15 protein-coding genes are annotated in these 14,922 nt (G+C 62.1%); 10 read left to right on the top strand and 5 right to left on the bottom strand.

The window, feature by feature from the left end; genetic code table 11:
* Positions 1-14 precede the first annotated feature (14 nt).
* From AX724_RS01220 to AX724_RS01210, 3 genes are read left to right on the top strand one after another with little or no spacing between them, the layout of a single operon-like run.
* On the top strand, positions 15-791 hold the full coding sequence (locus AX724_RS01220; protein ID WP_009823710.1) for an SDR family NAD(P)-dependent oxidoreductase: 777 nt from the start codon (positions 15-17) through the stop codon (positions 789-791).
* Complete coding sequence (locus AX724_RS01215; RefSeq protein WP_066762677.1) at positions 788-2,002, top strand: hypothetical protein; 1,215 nt, start codon at positions 788-790, stop codon at positions 2,000-2,002. The genes AX724_RS01220 and AX724_RS01215 overlap by 4 nt, the downstream gene beginning before the upstream one ends.
* A complete protein-coding gene (locus AX724_RS01210) occupies positions 1,999-2,532 on the top strand; it encodes a VOC family protein (RefSeq protein WP_009823708.1) in 534 nt (177 codons plus the stop codon). Before AX724_RS01215 ends, AX724_RS01210 begins: the two co-directional genes overlap by 4 nt.
* 27 nt (positions 2,533-2,559) lie before the next feature.
* On the opposite strand, the gene AX724_RS01205 is transcribed toward AX724_RS01210, so the two are convergent.
* Positions 2,560-3,189: a TetR/AcrR family transcriptional regulator gene (locus AX724_RS01205; protein ID WP_066762676.1), complete on the bottom strand. Its 630-nt coding sequence runs from the start codon at positions 3,187-3,189 to the stop codon at positions 2,560-2,562.
* Positions 3,190-3,259: 70 nt separating this feature from the next.
* Positions 3,260-3,532 carry a PRC-barrel domain-containing protein gene (locus AX724_RS01200; RefSeq protein WP_062731365.1) on the bottom strand — a complete coding sequence of 91 codons (273 nt, stop codon included), beginning with the start codon at positions 3,530-3,532 and terminating at the stop codon, positions 3,260-3,262.
* Between the two features lie 143 nt (positions 3,533-3,675).
* On the opposite strand from AX724_RS01200, the gene AX724_RS01195 reads away from it, so the two are divergent.
* The 3 genes from AX724_RS01195 to AX724_RS01185 all read left to right on the top strand — a co-directional run bounded on the left by AX724_RS01195 (position 3,676) and on the right by AX724_RS01185 (position 6,373).
* Positions 3,676-5,004 carry a spinster family MFS transporter gene (locus tag AX724_RS01195; RefSeq protein WP_009823705.1) on the top strand — a complete coding sequence of 443 codons (1,329 nt, stop codon included), beginning with the start codon at positions 3,676-3,678 and terminating at the stop codon, positions 5,002-5,004.
* A 128-nt stretch (positions 5,005-5,132) separates the two neighbouring features.
* Entirely contained in the window at positions 5,133-5,984 is an 852-nt protein-coding gene (locus AX724_RS01190) for an NAD(P)-dependent oxidoreductase (RefSeq protein WP_062731364.1), read from the top strand.
* On the top strand, positions 5,981-6,373 hold the full coding sequence (locus AX724_RS01185) for a carboxymuconolactone decarboxylase family protein (protein ID WP_009823703.1): 393 nt from the start codon (positions 5,981-5,983) through the stop codon (positions 6,371-6,373). The genes AX724_RS01190 and AX724_RS01185 overlap by 4 nt, the downstream gene beginning before the upstream one ends.
* A gap of 53 nt (positions 6,374-6,426) precedes the next feature.
* Here AX724_RS01185 and AX724_RS01180 read toward each other — a convergent pair whose 3' ends face one another.
* Positions 6,427-7,773, bottom strand: coding sequence for an MFS transporter (locus tag AX724_RS01180; RefSeq protein ID WP_009823702.1), 1,347 nt, complete (start codon positions 7,771-7,773; stop codon positions 6,427-6,429).
* A gap of 174 nt (positions 7,774-7,947) precedes the next feature.
* On the opposite strand from AX724_RS01180, the gene AX724_RS01175 reads away from it, so the two are divergent.
* The 3 genes from AX724_RS01175 to AX724_RS01165 all read left to right on the top strand — a co-directional run bounded on the left by AX724_RS01175 (position 7,948) and on the right by AX724_RS01165 (position 12,245).
* Complete coding sequence (locus AX724_RS01175) at positions 7,948-8,826, top strand: AraC family transcriptional regulator (protein ID WP_009823701.1); 879 nt, start codon at positions 7,948-7,950, stop codon at positions 8,824-8,826.
* Positions 8,827-8,973: 147 nt separating this feature from the next.
* Positions 8,974-11,367, top strand: coding sequence for a TonB-dependent receptor (locus tag AX724_RS01170; protein WP_062731362.1), 2,394 nt, complete (start codon positions 8,974-8,976; stop codon positions 11,365-11,367).
* Positions 11,368-11,441: 74 nt separating this feature from the next.
* Positions 11,442-12,245, top strand: a complete 804-nt coding sequence (locus AX724_RS01165; RefSeq protein WP_082733354.1) for an SDR family NAD(P)-dependent oxidoreductase — start codon at positions 11,442-11,444, stop codon at positions 12,243-12,245.
* A gap of 36 nt (positions 12,246-12,281) precedes the next feature.
* On the opposite strand, the gene AX724_RS01160 is transcribed toward AX724_RS01165, so the two are convergent.
* Positions 12,282-12,647 carry a hypothetical protein gene (locus tag AX724_RS01160; protein ID WP_009823698.1) on the bottom strand — a complete coding sequence of 122 codons (366 nt, stop codon included), beginning with the start codon at positions 12,645-12,647 and terminating at the stop codon, positions 12,282-12,284.
* Between the two features lie 119 nt (positions 12,648-12,766).
* On the opposite strand from AX724_RS01160, the gene AX724_RS01155 reads away from it, so the two are divergent.
* Entirely contained in the window at positions 12,767-13,987 is a 1,221-nt protein-coding gene (locus AX724_RS01155) for a cytochrome P450 (protein WP_228227165.1), read from the top strand.
* A 99-nt stretch (positions 13,988-14,086) separates the two neighbouring features.
* On the opposite strand, the gene AX724_RS01150 is transcribed toward AX724_RS01155, so the two are convergent.
* Positions 14,087-14,731, bottom strand: a complete 645-nt coding sequence (locus AX724_RS01150) for a helix-turn-helix domain-containing protein (protein ID WP_231736427.1) — start codon at positions 14,729-14,731, stop codon at positions 14,087-14,089.
* Positions 14,732-14,922 lie beyond the last annotated feature (191 nt).

Genomic DNA, 14,922 nt, shown 5'->3' with positions numbered 1-14,922 from the left:
CTGGAGTATCCAGCATGAGTGTTCTCGACCGTTTCCGCCTCGACGGGCGCACGGCCATCCTGACCGGGGTCGGGCCGGGCGTCGGCGAACATGTCGCCAAGGCCTATGCCGAATTGGGCGCCAACGTGGTTCTCTCGGCCCGCTCGCAGGACCGGCTCGACCGGATTGCGGCAGAGATCAACGCTCGCGACGGCGGCCGGGCGATCGCCATCGCCGCCGACGCGGGCGAGAAGGGCGATCTTGAACGGCTGGTGGCGGGCGCGCGCGCCGCCTTCGGTCCCATCCATATCGTGTTCAACAATGCGGCGGCGGGCGTCGTCTATGCCGCAGATGGCGGGCTCTGGGCGAACACGGATGAAGTCTGGAAGACAGCGATGGACGTCAACGTCATGGCGACCTGGCGTCTGACCGAACTGACGGAGGCCGATATGAAGGCGCATGGCAAGGGCAGCATCATTTCGGTCCAGAGCTGCGGCGGCTTCACGCCGATCCCGCCCGCCGTCGCCTATGGCGTGTCGAAGGCGGCGCTGCTTTTCCTGGTGCGCGAGTTGGCTAAGACGCAGGCGCCGCACACCAGGATCAATTGCCTGTGCGTCGGATCGATGAGCCCGGACGGGCAAGAGGCCGCGATCCACAAAGGGCTGGGCCTTGCCGAGCGCAACGCGATCAAGCGTTTCGGCGCGGCGGACGAGGCGGTCGGCGCAGCGATCTTGCTGGCGGGGGATGGTTCCAGCTACACGACCGGCAGCACCATCTTCACCGAAGGCGGCCGGGTGGGGACCATTTCATGACCGCGAACCCTCTCTGGACCGACGATCAGGCAGCGGCGGAAAAGCTGGCGCTGCGCCTCATCGAACGGCCTGACATCCGTGCCGCGCGCGAAGAAGCGCGCCTCATGCTGCTCGCGGACCCGCTCGCAGGCGCGCTCGACGGACGGTTGGGGCTGGATCGGGCGCTTGATCAGTGGGTGCTGGGACTGGCCATGCGCGAAGCCAATGGCGATCCCGCCGATCCCAGGGTCGTATGGAATATCAGCAATGCCCCGCGGCGCTGGTTCGGCCATATCTATCCGGGCGCGGCGGTGGCGATCGACAATCCCGACAATTTCAACCGCGAGATTCCAATCGACGGCGACGGGCGCTATGCCGTCGACATCCGCTTTTCCGCCGATCCACCGCAGTTCAGCATCGTGGCCGAGGTCGAACCGGCGCATCATGCGGGACTGGGACGCAATCTGGGCGCGCTGACGCTCCAGCAACTCAAGCCCTTCTGCGATGCCGACGGGCAGGTGACTGTGACGGTCGGCCCGCAGGAGGGCGGCGCGACTCATTTACGGACCGAGCCGGGCGCACGAATCCAGGTCTATAGCCTCGATCCGCCAGCCGACATGCGTCCGCGCGACGAGGAGGAGATCGCCCGGACCGTCGTCGCCGACCTGCCAGCCTGGGTCGCCTTCTGGTCGGGGTTCAAGAATGATTTTCTCGGTCATCCCGAACCCAACCGGCTGATCGGACCCAATGGCCGCGACGGGGGCTGGGGCTATCTGGCTGGCGGGCGTTTCGCCCTTGGGGAAGGGCAGGGGTTGCTGGTGACGATCGATCCGGCGGGCAGCTATTATACCGGCATCCAGATTGCCGATCCGTGGACCATCTCCCCCGATCCGATGCTGCGCCTGGTCAGCCTCAACAGCGCTCAGGTCACGCCAGCGACCGATGGCATGATCAGCTATGTGGTGGCGGGCGTCGATCCAGGCATCGCCAACTGGATCGATACGGCAGGCCTTGAAGAAGGTTGGGTGCTTCTGCGCTGGCAGGGCGTACCCGACGGCGCCGATCCCGCCCGATTCATCCGCGACGTGCGCGTCATCGATCTTGTGGCCATTGATCGCGACTTGGACGCAAGGGTGCCCCGGGTCGACATCGCCGCGCGGGGACAGCAGTTGCGGGACCGCGCGCGCCAGCATGGCCTGCGAACCCATGGCGCGAGCTGGGGAGATGCATGATGCAGCCCAAGGGCTCTATACTGGAATTGTGCCAGGTGGTGCGCGACATGGAGCTTGCCTTGGATCACTGGACGCGGGTCATGGGCGCGGGGCCGTTTTTCGTGTTCGACGTGCCCGTGCTGCCGGGCCAGATCTATCGCGGCGCGCCAACGCAGGTGGCGATGAAGGTCGCGTTCGGCTTTTCCGGCGGATTGCTGATCGAACTGCTCCAGCAGACCAATGACGGACCTTCGGTCTTCACCGAAATGCTCGACCGTTATGGTGAGGGCTATCATCATGTCATGCTGCGCATTCCCTATGACGACGGCGTGGCGCGGCTGTCCGGCGAGGGCTATGCCATGGCCTTCAGCGGCCGGATGCCGTCGGGCGAGCGTTTCGCGTTGTTCGATACCCGCGAAGGCAATGGCGGCTATGTCGAACTGATGGAGATTTCTACCGCAATGGAGGCATTGCTCGACCGGATGCACGCCGCTCATTGCGCGTGGGACGGGATCGATCGCCCCGTCCGGTCCATCGCCGACCTCGGCTGAATCTGGGGCTGAATCTGGGGCTGGAGCTCAGGCTGCTCCCGCGACGGTACGGATCGCGGTGAGCAGCATGTCGGTCGCGCGGGTGAGGGCGGCTTCCACGACATTGCGCTGCATCGCCAGCCGGTCGTCATTGTCATCCAGGCTTTCCGACACGACGACGTTCCCCAGCACGATGACGGAGAAGATCACCAGCATCTCGTCGCTTTGCTGTTGCGTCAGCCCGGCCTCGGCCAGCGCCTCGAATATGGCGCGGCGGATCGTCAGCGCATTGGGCTGCTCCAGCCGGTTCGCGCTGCGTGACAGGATGAAGGCGGCGGAGCCCGGAAAATCCCGATAGGCCATGTGCACCGCACGGGCGATGCTGCGGAGGCGGCTTTCCCAGTCGGGCGCCGACAGGTCAGGCATCCGGACGCGCAATATCTCGTCTGTCAGCAGGGCGAGCATCGCCTCCTTGTCGCGGACATGATGGTAGAGCAGGCGCGGGGACACACCCAGCCGCTGCGCGACAGGTCGGATGTTGAGCGCCTCGATCCCGTCGGACCGCGCCATATCCAGCAGCGTTGCGATCAGCCGCGCGCGGTCAAGCGCGGGGCCTTCGGATCGTGGTGGCCGACCCCGCCGTGAAGTCCGTGCAGGCTGTTGCTGGTTTGCGCTCATGCCTCCGCTTTAAGTGGAGGCGCGTCTTGGGTCCATGCCCCGCGGCCCGTCAAGACCGCAGGGAAAGGAGTCACAGCTTCTTCAGCTCGGCATTCGACAGGCTGGTCGTCACGCCCTTCTCGCCTGCGGTCAATGTGGTGGCGGGGATCGAGATGAACTTGCCACGATAGATGACGCGAACGGCGGATACGGCGCCGTCGGCAGCCGTCAGCACGCGATCCACCTTGCCGATTTTGGTGCCGTCGGCGGAGTAGATCGCTTCGTTGCGATTCACCGCAGGCGCTTGGGCAAATGCAGGGGCGGTCAGGCCCAGGCCGGCCAGCGCAATGATGATCGTCTTCATATGCTGAAACTCCCTTATCGAAGATGGCGATCTGTTGGCGCAGTACCACTATGGTTTCAAGAGAAAACCGATACATATCGAAAAGAATCTGTTCTATCTGTCCCACATATGGAATGAAAGCCGCCAGATGCGGGGGAGAGAGAATGAAGGACGCAGGCGGGTTTCGGCCGCACGACAGATGGTTCCTGCTGCTGCTGGGCGCGATCTACATGTTCAATTTCATCGATCGCACGATCATCGCCGTGGTCGGCGAATCGATTCGCCACGACCTGCGCCTGAGCGATCTTCAGCTTGGCATGCTGGGTGGGCTGGCCTTCTCCATCTTCTATGCCGTGCTCGGCATCCCGCTGGCGCGGCTGGCCGAACGCTACAGCCGGGTTCGGATCATTGCCGTGGTGACCATGCTCTGGTCGCTGATGACCGCGTTGTCCGGCGCGGCGGGGAGCTATGTCCAGCTGCTGCTCTGCCGCATGGGCGTCGGCATAGGCGAAGCGGGCTTCACGCCAGCGCTCGTTTCCATGATTTCCGACCGGTTCGATGCCGGGCGCCGCGCGGTCGTCTTTTCGCTGATCGCGATAGGCGTACCACTGGGCGGCGCCGTCGCCGCGATCGCGGGCGGCGCAGTGGCGCAGGCGTTCGGCTGGCGTCTTGCGCTCGTGGCGGTTGGTGCGCCCGGCCTGCTGCTGGCGCTGCTACTGGTTGCGACCATTCCCGAACCTGAACGGAAGGATGCCGGGCAGAGTGCGGATACGCCCCCCTTCGCCATGGTGCTTCGGCGGCTCGCCCGTTCGCCTGCCTTCCTGCACCTGACCTTTGGCAGCGGCTTCGTCGGGCTGGTGGGGTTCGGCACCAATCTGTTCCTAATCCCCTTGCTGGTTCGCCGGTTCGATCTCCCGCTGGCGCATGCGGGCCTCGTGTTCGCGCTGTCGTTCAGTTTGGCGACGATGGTCGGACAGGTCAGTGGCGGCTATCTGATCGGACGGCTTATCCAGCGGGACATACGCTGGGGCGGGTGGGCGCCTGCCATCGCGGTGGGGCTGGCCCTGCCCTTCTATCTGCTGGCGATCCATCAATCGGACTGGCGGTTGCTGGTCGCCTTTCTCTTTGTCGCCACCACCCTGCTTTACGCCTTCACGCCTGCGATCATGACCATCACCCAATCGCTGGTCGAACCGCGCATGCGGGCGTCGGCTGCGGCGCTTCATGCCTTCGGCCAGACCGTCGCCGGGCTGGGGTTGGGATCGGTGGTGTTGGGCTATCTCAGCGATCGCCTCGCTGTCTTTCTCTATAAGGGCAATTATGCCGCCGACTGCCTCGTTTCGGGCAAGGCATCGCTGCCACCCGCCTGTCTCTCGGCATCGGCAAGCGGCCTGCAACTGAGTATGCAATTGTCGGCATCCGTGCTCCTGATCGCGGTTCTCCATTATTGCCTGGCCGCAAAAAATCTGCCGCTGGAAACAAATGCGTCGTGAAAGACGGTAAATCTGTCGAGGTTCGGCCACGCAGCAGTTGACGGGAAGACGGCGCATCCCCGGCTATGCCACCCTTGCGGTCTGGATATGACAGGACCGCGAACCAAGCGGCGGAAAGGATCGTGAGGATGGAAGAAAGAGCAGGCGTTATCGGCTTGGGGCAGATCGGCGCGGGCGTCGCCATATGCCTTGCGCGGACGCAGCAGTTGGCTGCGGTTTACGACATTCGCGCGGACGCTGCCGACATGCTGGAAGGCGTGCCGTCCGTCGTCGCCAGTCCAGCGGAACTGGCCGCGCAGTCCGATGTCGTAATCATCGCCGTCGTCAACGCAAAGCAGACGATTGATGTGCTGTCAGGCCCCGACGGCGTGCTGTCGCGCGCGCGACCGGGCATGATCGTGGTGCTGGTCGCGACCGTCTCGATCGAGGATCTGGACGCCATTCGCGCCCTGACCGACGCGGCAGGCGTGGAACTGGTCGATTGCGGCGTGACGGGCGGCCCTAAATCCCGCGAGCATGGCCTCGTTTGCCTCGTCGGCGGTACGGATGAAACAATCGCAAAGGTGCGTCCGGTGCTGGACGGCTTTGCCAAGCTGGTGGCGCATATGGGTGGCCCCGGCGCGGGCATGGCCGCGAAGATCGCCCGCAACGTCATCGTCTTCGGCTGCCTTCGCGCCGGTTATGAAGCGTCCGTCCTGTGTCGCAATGCCGGTGTGGATATCCGCCAGCTCGCGGAAGTGATCGACGCCAGTTCGGACAGCGTCGGCGGACCGTTGATGTTGGCGGTGCGCGACGATCCGTCGTCCAGCGAGCAGGAAGCGGCAGTGCGCGAATATACCCGCAGCCTGATGGTCAAGGATCTGGATGCCGCCATCGATCTGGCGCGCAGCTACGGCATCGCGCTGCCCTTGGTCGAATTGACGCGCCGAACCGATCAGACGGTCGTGGGCTTGGAAAATGTAATGGGAGAAAAGGCATGAGCATCGACGAAGCGCAGTGGCAGAAGGGGCTGGAAGTCTTCGACAAGGTCTACGGACCGGGATCGTCGGAAATGACGCTCCCGTATCGGGAATCGTCCTTCAACCAGGAAATCGTCGGTAATCAGTTTGCCAATCTGTGGGCGAGCGACATTTTCTCGATGCGAGAGAAGCGCTTGCTGGTGCTGGGCGCCACGGCCATGCTGGGCCGCGCCGATCTGGTCGAGATCCAGATGAACGGCGCCCTCATCAACGAAGAATTCACCGATGAGGAGCTGGATTTCCTGCCGCTCTTCGTGCTCTTCTATGCCGGGGCGGGCAATACGACCACCGTATTCCGGGGGATCGAAGCCGCCAAGGCACGGCGCAAGGAACGCAACGCCGCGAAGTGATGGGACGTGCAGGATGAAGGGCGGCCTGGTTGAAAGATCAGGCCGCCCTTTTCTTATGCGTCGCCGCTAGCCTTGGCGCGGCGGATCGCGCGCGACGCCAGCAGCAGCATTATGCCCCCGGCGAATGTGAACAGCATGGCGGTGCCGATTCCCCAGGCGACACCGGCCGTTCCCCCGACAAAGTCGCTGACCGCGCCGATCAGATAGGTGCCCGCGCCCACGCCGATCAGGTTCGCGCCCAACTGCACCAGCGATACCGCAAGGCCCCGCAGGCGCGGTCCGGCGATTGTCACGATGACGGCGTAGATCGGACCATTATAGGACGCGCTGAGGAAGCCGCAGGCCATCAGCAGCGCCAGCATTAGATCGACGTCGTGGAACAGGACCGTACCGACCCCGGTCACGGCCGTCAGCAAGGGTATCACCGCGCCGAACAGGGATGTCCTTGCCGGATCGAAGCCACCCCGCCGCCGATTGACGCGGTCGATCACCCAGCCCGCGAGGAATCCGCCCAGCGAACCGAGACCGCCATAGGCAATGGCGATGAGGATGCCCGCCTTCGCAATGGGCATGCCATGGACCCGGATCAGGAAAGTGGTGAGCCATGTGCTCATGCCGTAGATGCCCGCCGCGATCAGGACGATGGCAAAGATGCAGTACAGCAGTCCCGGCCGCGCCGCGAGCAGGCGGATGCGTTGCACCAGCCTCAGCGTTTCCTCCTGCTGCGGGGCCGGCCCGTCATGTGCCCCGCGCACGGGTTCCCTGACCGTGAGCAGCAGCAGCGGCGCCAGCACCAGTCCCGGCACGCCGGCGGCCACAAACGCCCAGCGCCATCCGGCGCTCTGGACGATTGCGCCGCCCACGATGAAGGCGATGGCGAGCCCGATTCCCGAACTCAGATACCAGATGCCGATGGCGGTTGCGCGCCGGTCTTCGCCGAAATAATCGCTCAGCAGCGACATGCCGGTCGGCGATCCCCCCGCTTCGGCGGTCCCTACCGCGGCCCGGCCGATGAGCAACGTCCAGAATCCTGTCGCGAGGCTGCACAAGGCGGTCGCGCCGCTCCACAATGTCAGCGCCGCGGTCATCAGGTTGCGCCGGTTCCAGCTATCCACGGCCACGCCGAAGGGCAGGGCGGCGAGCGCGAAGAATATGCCATAGGCGAAACCCGCCAATATCCCCAACTGTCCGTCGGAGAGCGCAAATTCATGTCCGACCGGCGCCAACACCAGCCCGATGATGGCGCGGTCTATGCCATGGCAGGTCTGTGCCAGCGTCAATATGCCCAGTACATACCAGGGATAATGGCTGGCGGCGGCAGGTTTGTCCGATGGCGCTCTCATGGCGTCCGCTGCTGCAAGAGCGGTGCGATGGACATTGAGCGCCTCCTGTTTGAACATAGAAACGGGGGCACGACAAATATATCGCCCATGCTCCCATGCCGCGCCTCGATCGGACACGCGCCATGGATGTGCCTGTAGGCGGGGTCTTGACCACCTATCCGAAGATAGAGGTAAAAAGCGGGTGGCGCGCCTATCTGGCTCGCAGACAAATATAAAATGGCAGAGGTAGAGATGTTTCGTCCGGAGAGCGATTGGACCGGCCAAGGAAGGCTTGGCGTCCAGAATTTCTACATCGAAGCGGCGGCCACCGTTCGCGACGCACATGTGGACGTGCGGCATTTCGACTGGGTCCAGCCCAGCAGCGGCGTTTTCAGTCCCGAGAAACACTATCTCGACTATTCGCTCGATGGTCAGCCGCGGCGCAGCATGGTCAGCATGGGCCGCCCGGACCGGCGCGCCGCGTCGGGGGACATCCTCTACATGCCGCCGCATCGCCAATATTTCGGCGAGCCTGCGCTCCAGGAGCGCCATCTCGTCTGCGTGGCGCTCGGAGACGAATTTTTGGAGGAGTTGTTCGACGGAGAGCAGCCGCTGAACAAGGTGGAGCCTTGCGCCGACGTCCAGAATATTTCCATGCGCCGGCTCTTTGCGGGACTGGCTGCGGAACTGCGGACGCCCGGATTTGCCAGCCAGACGCTCGTCGAATCGATGCTGATGGGTCTTGCGGTCGAACTCACCCGGCACATGGGCCCTTGCGAACGGCGCGGCCTGCACTCGCGCAGCACGCGACAGGTCCAGAACATCATTGATTATGTGATGGAGAATCTCTCCGCGCCGCTCGGCGTCGCCGATATCGCACGCGACTGCAACATGAGCGTGCGGCATGTCGCACGCGTCTTCAAGGAGGGAACGGGCTGCAGCCTGGGTGAATTCGTCGCGCGCAGCCGGATCGCCCTGGCAAAGGAATTGCTACGCAGCGACAACTCCCGCATAAAGGAAATCAGCTGGCGATGTGGCTTCAACAGCACGTCCGCCTTCTCCGCCGCCTTCCGATCAGCGACCGGCCAGACGCCGAAGGATTTCCGTTGCCATCCGACGCAGGTCCACTGACCGCGGCAGCAGGAAACTGTCGGTGAGCGGCCAAATTCTATCGCCGCGCAGTCAATCCGGGCTCGGCCACTATGGCGCAAATCGGCTCCAAGCTAAACATATTTCATACGTCAAATCGACATATGATTAAATCTAGGGGAGGAAGACATGGATAAGGCCGTCACCATGGGCGCGATCGGCATGGGCGCGCTCGTCGTCGCTCTGGCGCAGCCCGCTTTTGCGCAGCAGGCGCAATCGGGTGCAAGCGAAGGCATTCAGGATATTGTCGTCACTGCGCGCCGCACTGAAGAAAGTCTTCAGACGACCCCGATCGCTGTCACGGCGCTCACGCCCGAAGCATTGGCGACGGCCAAGGTGGAAAATGTCGTCGATCTTCAGCGCACCGCGCCGGGCCTGGTCATCGGCCGCGGTTCGGCGGGGGGCGACGGCATCGTCTTCGTGGCCATTCGTGGCCAGGGCAATCTCCAGCCGATCCTTGCCAACGATCCGGCCGTGGCCACCTATATTGACGGGATATATATCCCTCGTCCCTCAACGGGCATGACCGATATTCAGGACGTTCAGCGGCTGGAGGTTCTGCGCGGGCCGCAGGGTACGCTCTTTGGTCGCAACACGACCGGCGGCGCGATCAACATCGTCACCAACGATCCGAACGACGAGCTCAGCGGCACCTTCAAGGCGGAGTTTGGCAATTACAGCACGTTGGGTGCGCAGGCCAATATCAATGTACCGCTCGCAGAGGGGCTCGCGATCCGCCTGAGCGGCGCGATCAACGAGCGGGACGGCTATGGCGACAATCTCGCCACCAATCGCGACTTTTCCGATAACAACAGCAAATTCTTACGCGGCAAGCTCAAATATGAAGGCAATGGCTGGGACCTGACGCTTTCGGCCGACTGGAACCGCCAGTCCAACCATGGTCAGCAGATCGCGCTCTGGGCCTTCAATCCGGCGATCGTCCCCGCCGCCTTCCAGCCGGGCCTCACGGCCGGTCTGCTGACCAAGGATCATTGGTGGGGCAACACCGCGACCGGGACATCGACCCCGGCCACGATCGGTGCGCTGACCCCGGAAGCGCAGGCTCTCTACGGTGTGAAGCCATTCAATACGCTCGAAGTATATGGGTTTTCCGGTACGCTCAACGTCGAACTGGGTGGCCTGAACTTCAAGTCGATCACGGGCTATCGCCATTCGATGAACTATGGCCAGAATGATACGGACGGTACGGCCGTCCCGTTGCTGGCGACTTTTGCAGGGTCTGGATCCTATTATATTTCTCAGGAATTCCAGCTTTCCGGCAATATTACCGACAGCCTCAGCTTCATCACGGGCGCTTATGCCGGCAAGGAAAGCGGCTATGAATTCAGTCGCTCGCAGATTTTTGGCGGACTCATCCGCGATTCCAACGCCGACGTCACCAACAAGACCTTCGGTTTGTTCGCGCAGGCCTATTATGAACTGACCCCGAAGCTGCGTGCGGTCGGCGGCTTCCGTTATACATGGGACACCCGCGACAGCGTGCTGCATAATGCGCAGGTATATGGTTTGCCCTATAACGTCGCCGTGGCGGGTACGCCGACTGGCATCAACTGCACCGTGACGCCAACCAGCCCCGTGACGGCGACCACCTGCAATCAGGAGCAGAATGCCAAATTCAACTATCCGGCCTGGAACCTGGGCATCGACTGGCAGGCTAGCGACAATATCTTCCTCTATGCTGCGACCCGCGGCGCGGCGAAGGCCGGCGGCTGGAACCTGCGTGCAGGCGGCCTGCCTGCCTTCTCTCCTGAAAAGGTGAAGGATGTGGAGGCCGGTCTGAAGGTCGATCTCTTCGACCGACGCCTGCGCTTCAACTCGGCGGTCTTCCATACCTGGAAGGATGACAATCAGGCGATCGTCAACAGCTTCGTGACCGGTATCGGTGTTACCCAATATATCCAGAACAACGGCAAGGTCCGCATCTGGGGCATAGAAAATGAAATCACCGCCGTGCCCTGGGAAGGCATGACGCTCAGCGTCAACGGCTCGCTGCAGGATGGCAAATATGCGAAGGGCAGCTTCAGCGAAATCCAGGTGGTGGCCGGCAGCGGCTGCACCAATAGCGCCGGGGTCGCCAACGGCTGCGTCGTCGATCTGAGCGGCTTGCCGCTGCTGCAATTGCCCAAGAAGCAGCTTAACGTCAGCGCCACGCAGAAGATTCCTGTCGGCGGCGGCACGCTCGCCGTCACTGGCGCCTATTCCTATGTCGGGGGTCAGCATTTCGATGCGGTCCGGGCGGCGGATCAGGCGTCGGCGGCGACAAAGGCGGCCTACGAGACGGAAAACCGCCTCGGCTTCGTACCTGGCTATGGCATTTTCAACGGGCGTATCGCGTTCCAGCTTGAAAATCCCAATGTCGAAGTGGCGGTCTATGGCCGCAACATCACGAACAAGAAATATCTGCTGCGCCGCTTCCCCGATCTCTATCGGACATTGGGAATTGCAGCCGCCTATGTTGGCCAGCCGGCTACCTATGGCGTTGAAACAACGTTTAAATTCTGATCGGATAAGCGGCTGGCGGGACAATCTGCAATCGATGCAGCTTTCTCTCGCCAGCCATCACCGGGGACGGGCGCATGATGACGAGGTTGGTAGACAGGGTAGGGATCGTCACGGGCGGCGGCGGCGGTATCGGTACCGCGGTCGCCCGACGTCTGGTCGCGGAGGGCGCGCGCGTCGTGATCGCCGACCTGTTCGAGGCTGCCGCCGTTCGCGCGGCGGAACCGCTGGGCGACAACGCACTGCCGGTACAGTTCGATGCTGCCGATCCGCAATCGGTAAAGGCGATGGTCGATCGCACCGTAGACCATTTCGGCAGGCTGGACATATTGCACAACAACGCGGCAATGACCGATCCGGACAAAAGCCCGCAGGATACCACAGCCGTCGATATCCCGATCGGCATCTGGCGCGAAATTCTCGACGTCAATCTCACCGGCTATCTGCTCGGATGCAAATATGCCATCCCGCATATGGTCGCGGGCGGCGGCGGTTCGATCATCAACACCGCATCCAATTCGGGCAGTGCAGGGGATCTGGCGCGCATCGCCTATGGTTCGTCCAAGGCGGCGATCATCGGGCTCACCAAATATGTGGCGACCCAGCATGGGCGGGAGAATATCCGCTGCAATAGTATCGCGCCGGGTGTCGTGCTGACCGAAGCCCTCGAAAAGACCGTGCCGGGGCTGAAGGAAATCATCCATCGGCACATATTGACGCCGGAATTCGGAACGCCGGATGATATCGCGGCGCTGGTCGCGTTCCTGGCTTCGGACGAAGCGCGCTACATCACGGGCGAGAATATCTCGATTTCGGGCGGCGGCCTCGTCCACCAACCCCATTATGCCGACCTGCTGGCCTTCATGCAGGCGAAGGACTGAGCCGTGTCCAGCGCCTGCACGTCGGAACATGCAAGGTTAATGACCGGTTCGATGAAAATAGCGGATCGTCAGCCGGCCATCGGCGACCTTGTAGGTTTCGAGGCTGGGCAGAGTGACAATGCCATCTTTGGTTTGCAGGCGGTTGGCAACATAGGCGGCGCCCTCGGCGCCGTTGACGATCACTTCGAGCGGTTCCGTCGTGCATTTTCCGCCATATTCCGCCCACATGTCGGCCATCGCGGCGTCGCCGTCCACGGCGGGCGATCCGACATATTCGATCGTAAACCCCTCTGGCCCCAACGCCCGGAAAAGGCGATCGAGTTCGTCGCGCTTCCCTTCGTTCCACAGCCGGTAATTGTCCCGGATCGCCTGTTCCAGATCCAGCACGTCTGCCTCACTCATGTGCATCGCCTCCTGTCATTGCGGATCGTCCGCATGCTCACCAGTCTCAGACGGACGCCCACGATCGCACCTGTCTTTGGCAGGGGTGGAATTTATCTCTTTTTGCTTCGGAGACTATGATGACCCAAGTCGCACAACAGCCCCTGCCGGATCACGTGCCGCCCGAACTGGCGATGGCGCTGCCGCTCTTTTCGCGGACGGTGATCTATGACAACCCACAGGAAGTGCTGATCCCCGCGATGCATGCGGAGCTGCCGCCGATCACCTATGTCACCAACATCTTCCCGGGCGATCAACCTGGCTGGCTGCTCAAAAATGCCGAGGATGTACAGGCGATGCTGCGCGATGCCGACAATTTCACCAAGAATGGCATGGGCAAATGGGCGCAGAATATCGGCGAGAACTGGCTGGTCATTCCGACCGAGGCCGACCCGCCAATCCACACCGGCTATCGCAAGGCGCTGAACAGTCATTTCGCACCCCAGAAGATGTTCGCGATGAAGGAACAGGTGCGCGAGCGAGCGCAGGCCTTGATCGATGCCTTCAAGGATCGCGGACAATGCGATTTCATCGATGAGTTTTCGGAAAAATTCCCGATCTTCATCGTCCTCGATCTGCTGGGCCTTCCGCAGGAAAGAATGACGCAATTCCTTAAATGGGAAAAGGAAATGCTCCATTCCAACGACTGGCAAGTGCGCGGTAACGCCGTACGCTGCGTGAAGGATTATCTGCTGGAAGAGATTGAGGCACGTCGCCAGCAGCCGCGCGACGACTATATCAGCAAGGTGCTGACCTTCGAGGTCGATGGCCGTTTGTGGAATGATGACGAGGTGTTCGGCCATTGCTTCAATCTGTACATTGGTGGCCTCGACACGGTTACGTCCCTGCTCGGCAACATCTTCAACTATCTGGCGTCGCATCCGGACAAACAGAACGAGCTGCGCGCTGATCCATCGCTGATCGTCCTGGCAGTCGAAGAATTCCTGCGCGCCTTCGCGCCGGTTACGGCCTTCCGTATCGCAACCAAGGTCATCGAGATTCATGGGCAGAAAATAATGCCCGGCGATTATGTGGCGTTTAGTTCCCCCGTGGTGGGACGCGACCCGGCTTTCTATGAAGATCCCCAAGCGATCCGCTTCGATCGCAAGGCGCCGCACATGTCGCTGGGCAGTGGCATCCACAAATGCCTGGGGATGCACCTGGCACGGCTGGAACTGCAGATCGCGGTCGAGGAATTCGTCAAGGCCATACCGGAATTCCGGATCAAAGACGGTTTCCGGGTGCCATATTATGTGGGCAATATCCTGCATGTGCCGGACCTCCACCTGCAATGGGGCTGAATATTCCCAAGGCTCTCACGCCCACCGATATGGGGAGTGAGCGCCTGAAACGGGAATCTGGAGCGGGGTCGATGGCGTCGGCCCCTGCTCTGGTGCGGTCTAGCTGTATAGTATATCCTTCCGGAATGCCCCTGGGCTGAGGCCTGTCGCCTTCCGTAAGGCGGCACTGAAGGCTGCAGCGCTTTGGAAGCCGCAATTGCCCGCGATGACCTTGATGAGAGCGCCATCCTGCATCAATTCCCGTTTGGCCCGCGCAATCCGCGCATCGGCAATGTAGCTGCCGAGCGTCTTTCCGACCGTGTTCTTGAAGATCCGCGCCAGATGCCGTGAGCTGACACCGCATTCTATCGCAAGGTCGACGACCGACAATGGTCCCGCCAGTTCCGCCTCGATCCGTTCCTGAAGACGGCGCAGGCGCCAGTCCGCCATGCGTTGATCGGTTTCAACATCGGATTTGTGTGGAATTTGAAGGTGTTGACAGAGGTCGATGACCAGTGACAACGCAATGGTCTCGACCATGATGGCGGGAGCGAAGCCGGGATGGCGCACCTCGTGTGCAAGCCGGGACATACCGTTCAGTATCCACGGTGCCTTCACATCGAAACAGGGGGGCAATGAGGAAGGTAGCGTGTCATTCTCGAAGAGTTGATCTGCTGCGTGGCTTTCAAACGTCAAACAGAAAATGCGATATTCGCTGGGTTCGCAGCGCGCCGCAAATTGGCTCCCCTTGGGCAGATAGGACACCTCGCCAAAGGGCGGCGCATGACGACGGCCGTCGGGGAACAGGCGTGAGCCGCGCGCGCGTGGGCCAAGCGAATAGTCGAGATAGTGACTGTTCGGCTCGAATATGGCGTCACAACTGCGATCCCAGGCAAAATGTCTGAGGATCAGCGTGCAATAGGCACCCCCTTCGTGGGGTGATCGGCGTGCAAAAA

The sequence above is a fragment of the Sphingobium sp. CCH11-B1 genome, assembly GCF_001556865.1.
Lineage (GTDB): Bacteria > Pseudomonadota > Alphaproteobacteria > Sphingomonadales > Sphingomonadaceae > Sphingobium.
Note: the sequence above shows the minus strand (reverse complement) of the source record. Positions and strands in the feature narration are given on the sequence as shown.

What these genes read in the sequence shown, in the direction of transcription:
- AX724_RS01190 (WP_062731364.1), top strand. Translation starts at nt 5,133, where the DNA reads ATGGAAGAAAGAGCAGGCGTTATCGGCTTGGGGCAGATCGGCGCGGGC.
- AX724_RS01170 (WP_062731362.1), top strand. Translation starts at nt 8,974, where the DNA reads ATGGATAAGGCCGTCACCATGGGCGCGATCGGCATGGGCGCGCTCGTC.
- AX724_RS01160 (WP_009823698.1), bottom strand. Translation starts at nt 12,647, where the DNA reads ATGAGTGAGGCAGACGTGCTGGATCTGGAACAGGCGATCCGGGACAAT.
- AX724_RS01185 (WP_009823703.1), top strand. Translation starts at nt 5,981, where the DNA reads ATGAGCATCGACGAAGCGCAGTGGCAGAAGGGGCTGGAAGTCTTCGAC.
- AX724_RS01195 (WP_009823705.1), top strand. Translation starts at nt 3,676, where the DNA reads ATGAAGGACGCAGGCGGGTTTCGGCCGCACGACAGATGGTTCCTGCTG.
- AX724_RS01220 (WP_009823710.1), top strand. Translation starts at nt 15, where the DNA reads ATGAGTGTTCTCGACCGTTTCCGCCTCGACGGGCGCACGGCCATCCTG.
- AX724_RS01155 (WP_228227165.1), top strand. Translation starts at nt 12,767, where the DNA reads ATGACCCAAGTCGCACAACAGCCCCTGCCGGATCACGTGCCGCCCGAA.
- AX724_RS01210 (WP_009823708.1), top strand. Translation starts at nt 1,999, where the DNA reads ATGATGCAGCCCAAGGGCTCTATACTGGAATTGTGCCAGGTGGTGCGC.
- AX724_RS01165 (WP_082733354.1), top strand. Translation starts at nt 11,442, where the DNA reads ATGATGACGAGGTTGGTAGACAGGGTAGGGATCGTCACGGGCGGCGGC.
- AX724_RS01200 (WP_062731365.1), bottom strand. Translation starts at nt 3,532, where the DNA reads ATGAAGACGATCATCATTGCGCTGGCCGGCCTGGGCCTGACCGCCCCT.
- AX724_RS01215 (WP_066762677.1), top strand. Translation starts at nt 788, where the DNA reads ATGACCGCGAACCCTCTCTGGACCGACGATCAGGCAGCGGCGGAAAAG.
- AX724_RS01175 (WP_009823701.1), top strand. Translation starts at nt 7,948, where the DNA reads ATGTTTCGTCCGGAGAGCGATTGGACCGGCCAAGGAAGGCTTGGCGTC.
- AX724_RS01180 (WP_009823702.1), bottom strand. Translation starts at nt 7,773, where the DNA reads ATGTTCAAACAGGAGGCGCTCAATGTCCATCGCACCGCTCTTGCAGCA.
- AX724_RS01205 (WP_066762676.1), bottom strand. Translation starts at nt 3,189, where the DNA reads ATGAGCGCAAACCAGCAACAGCCTGCACGGACTTCACGGCGGGGTCGG.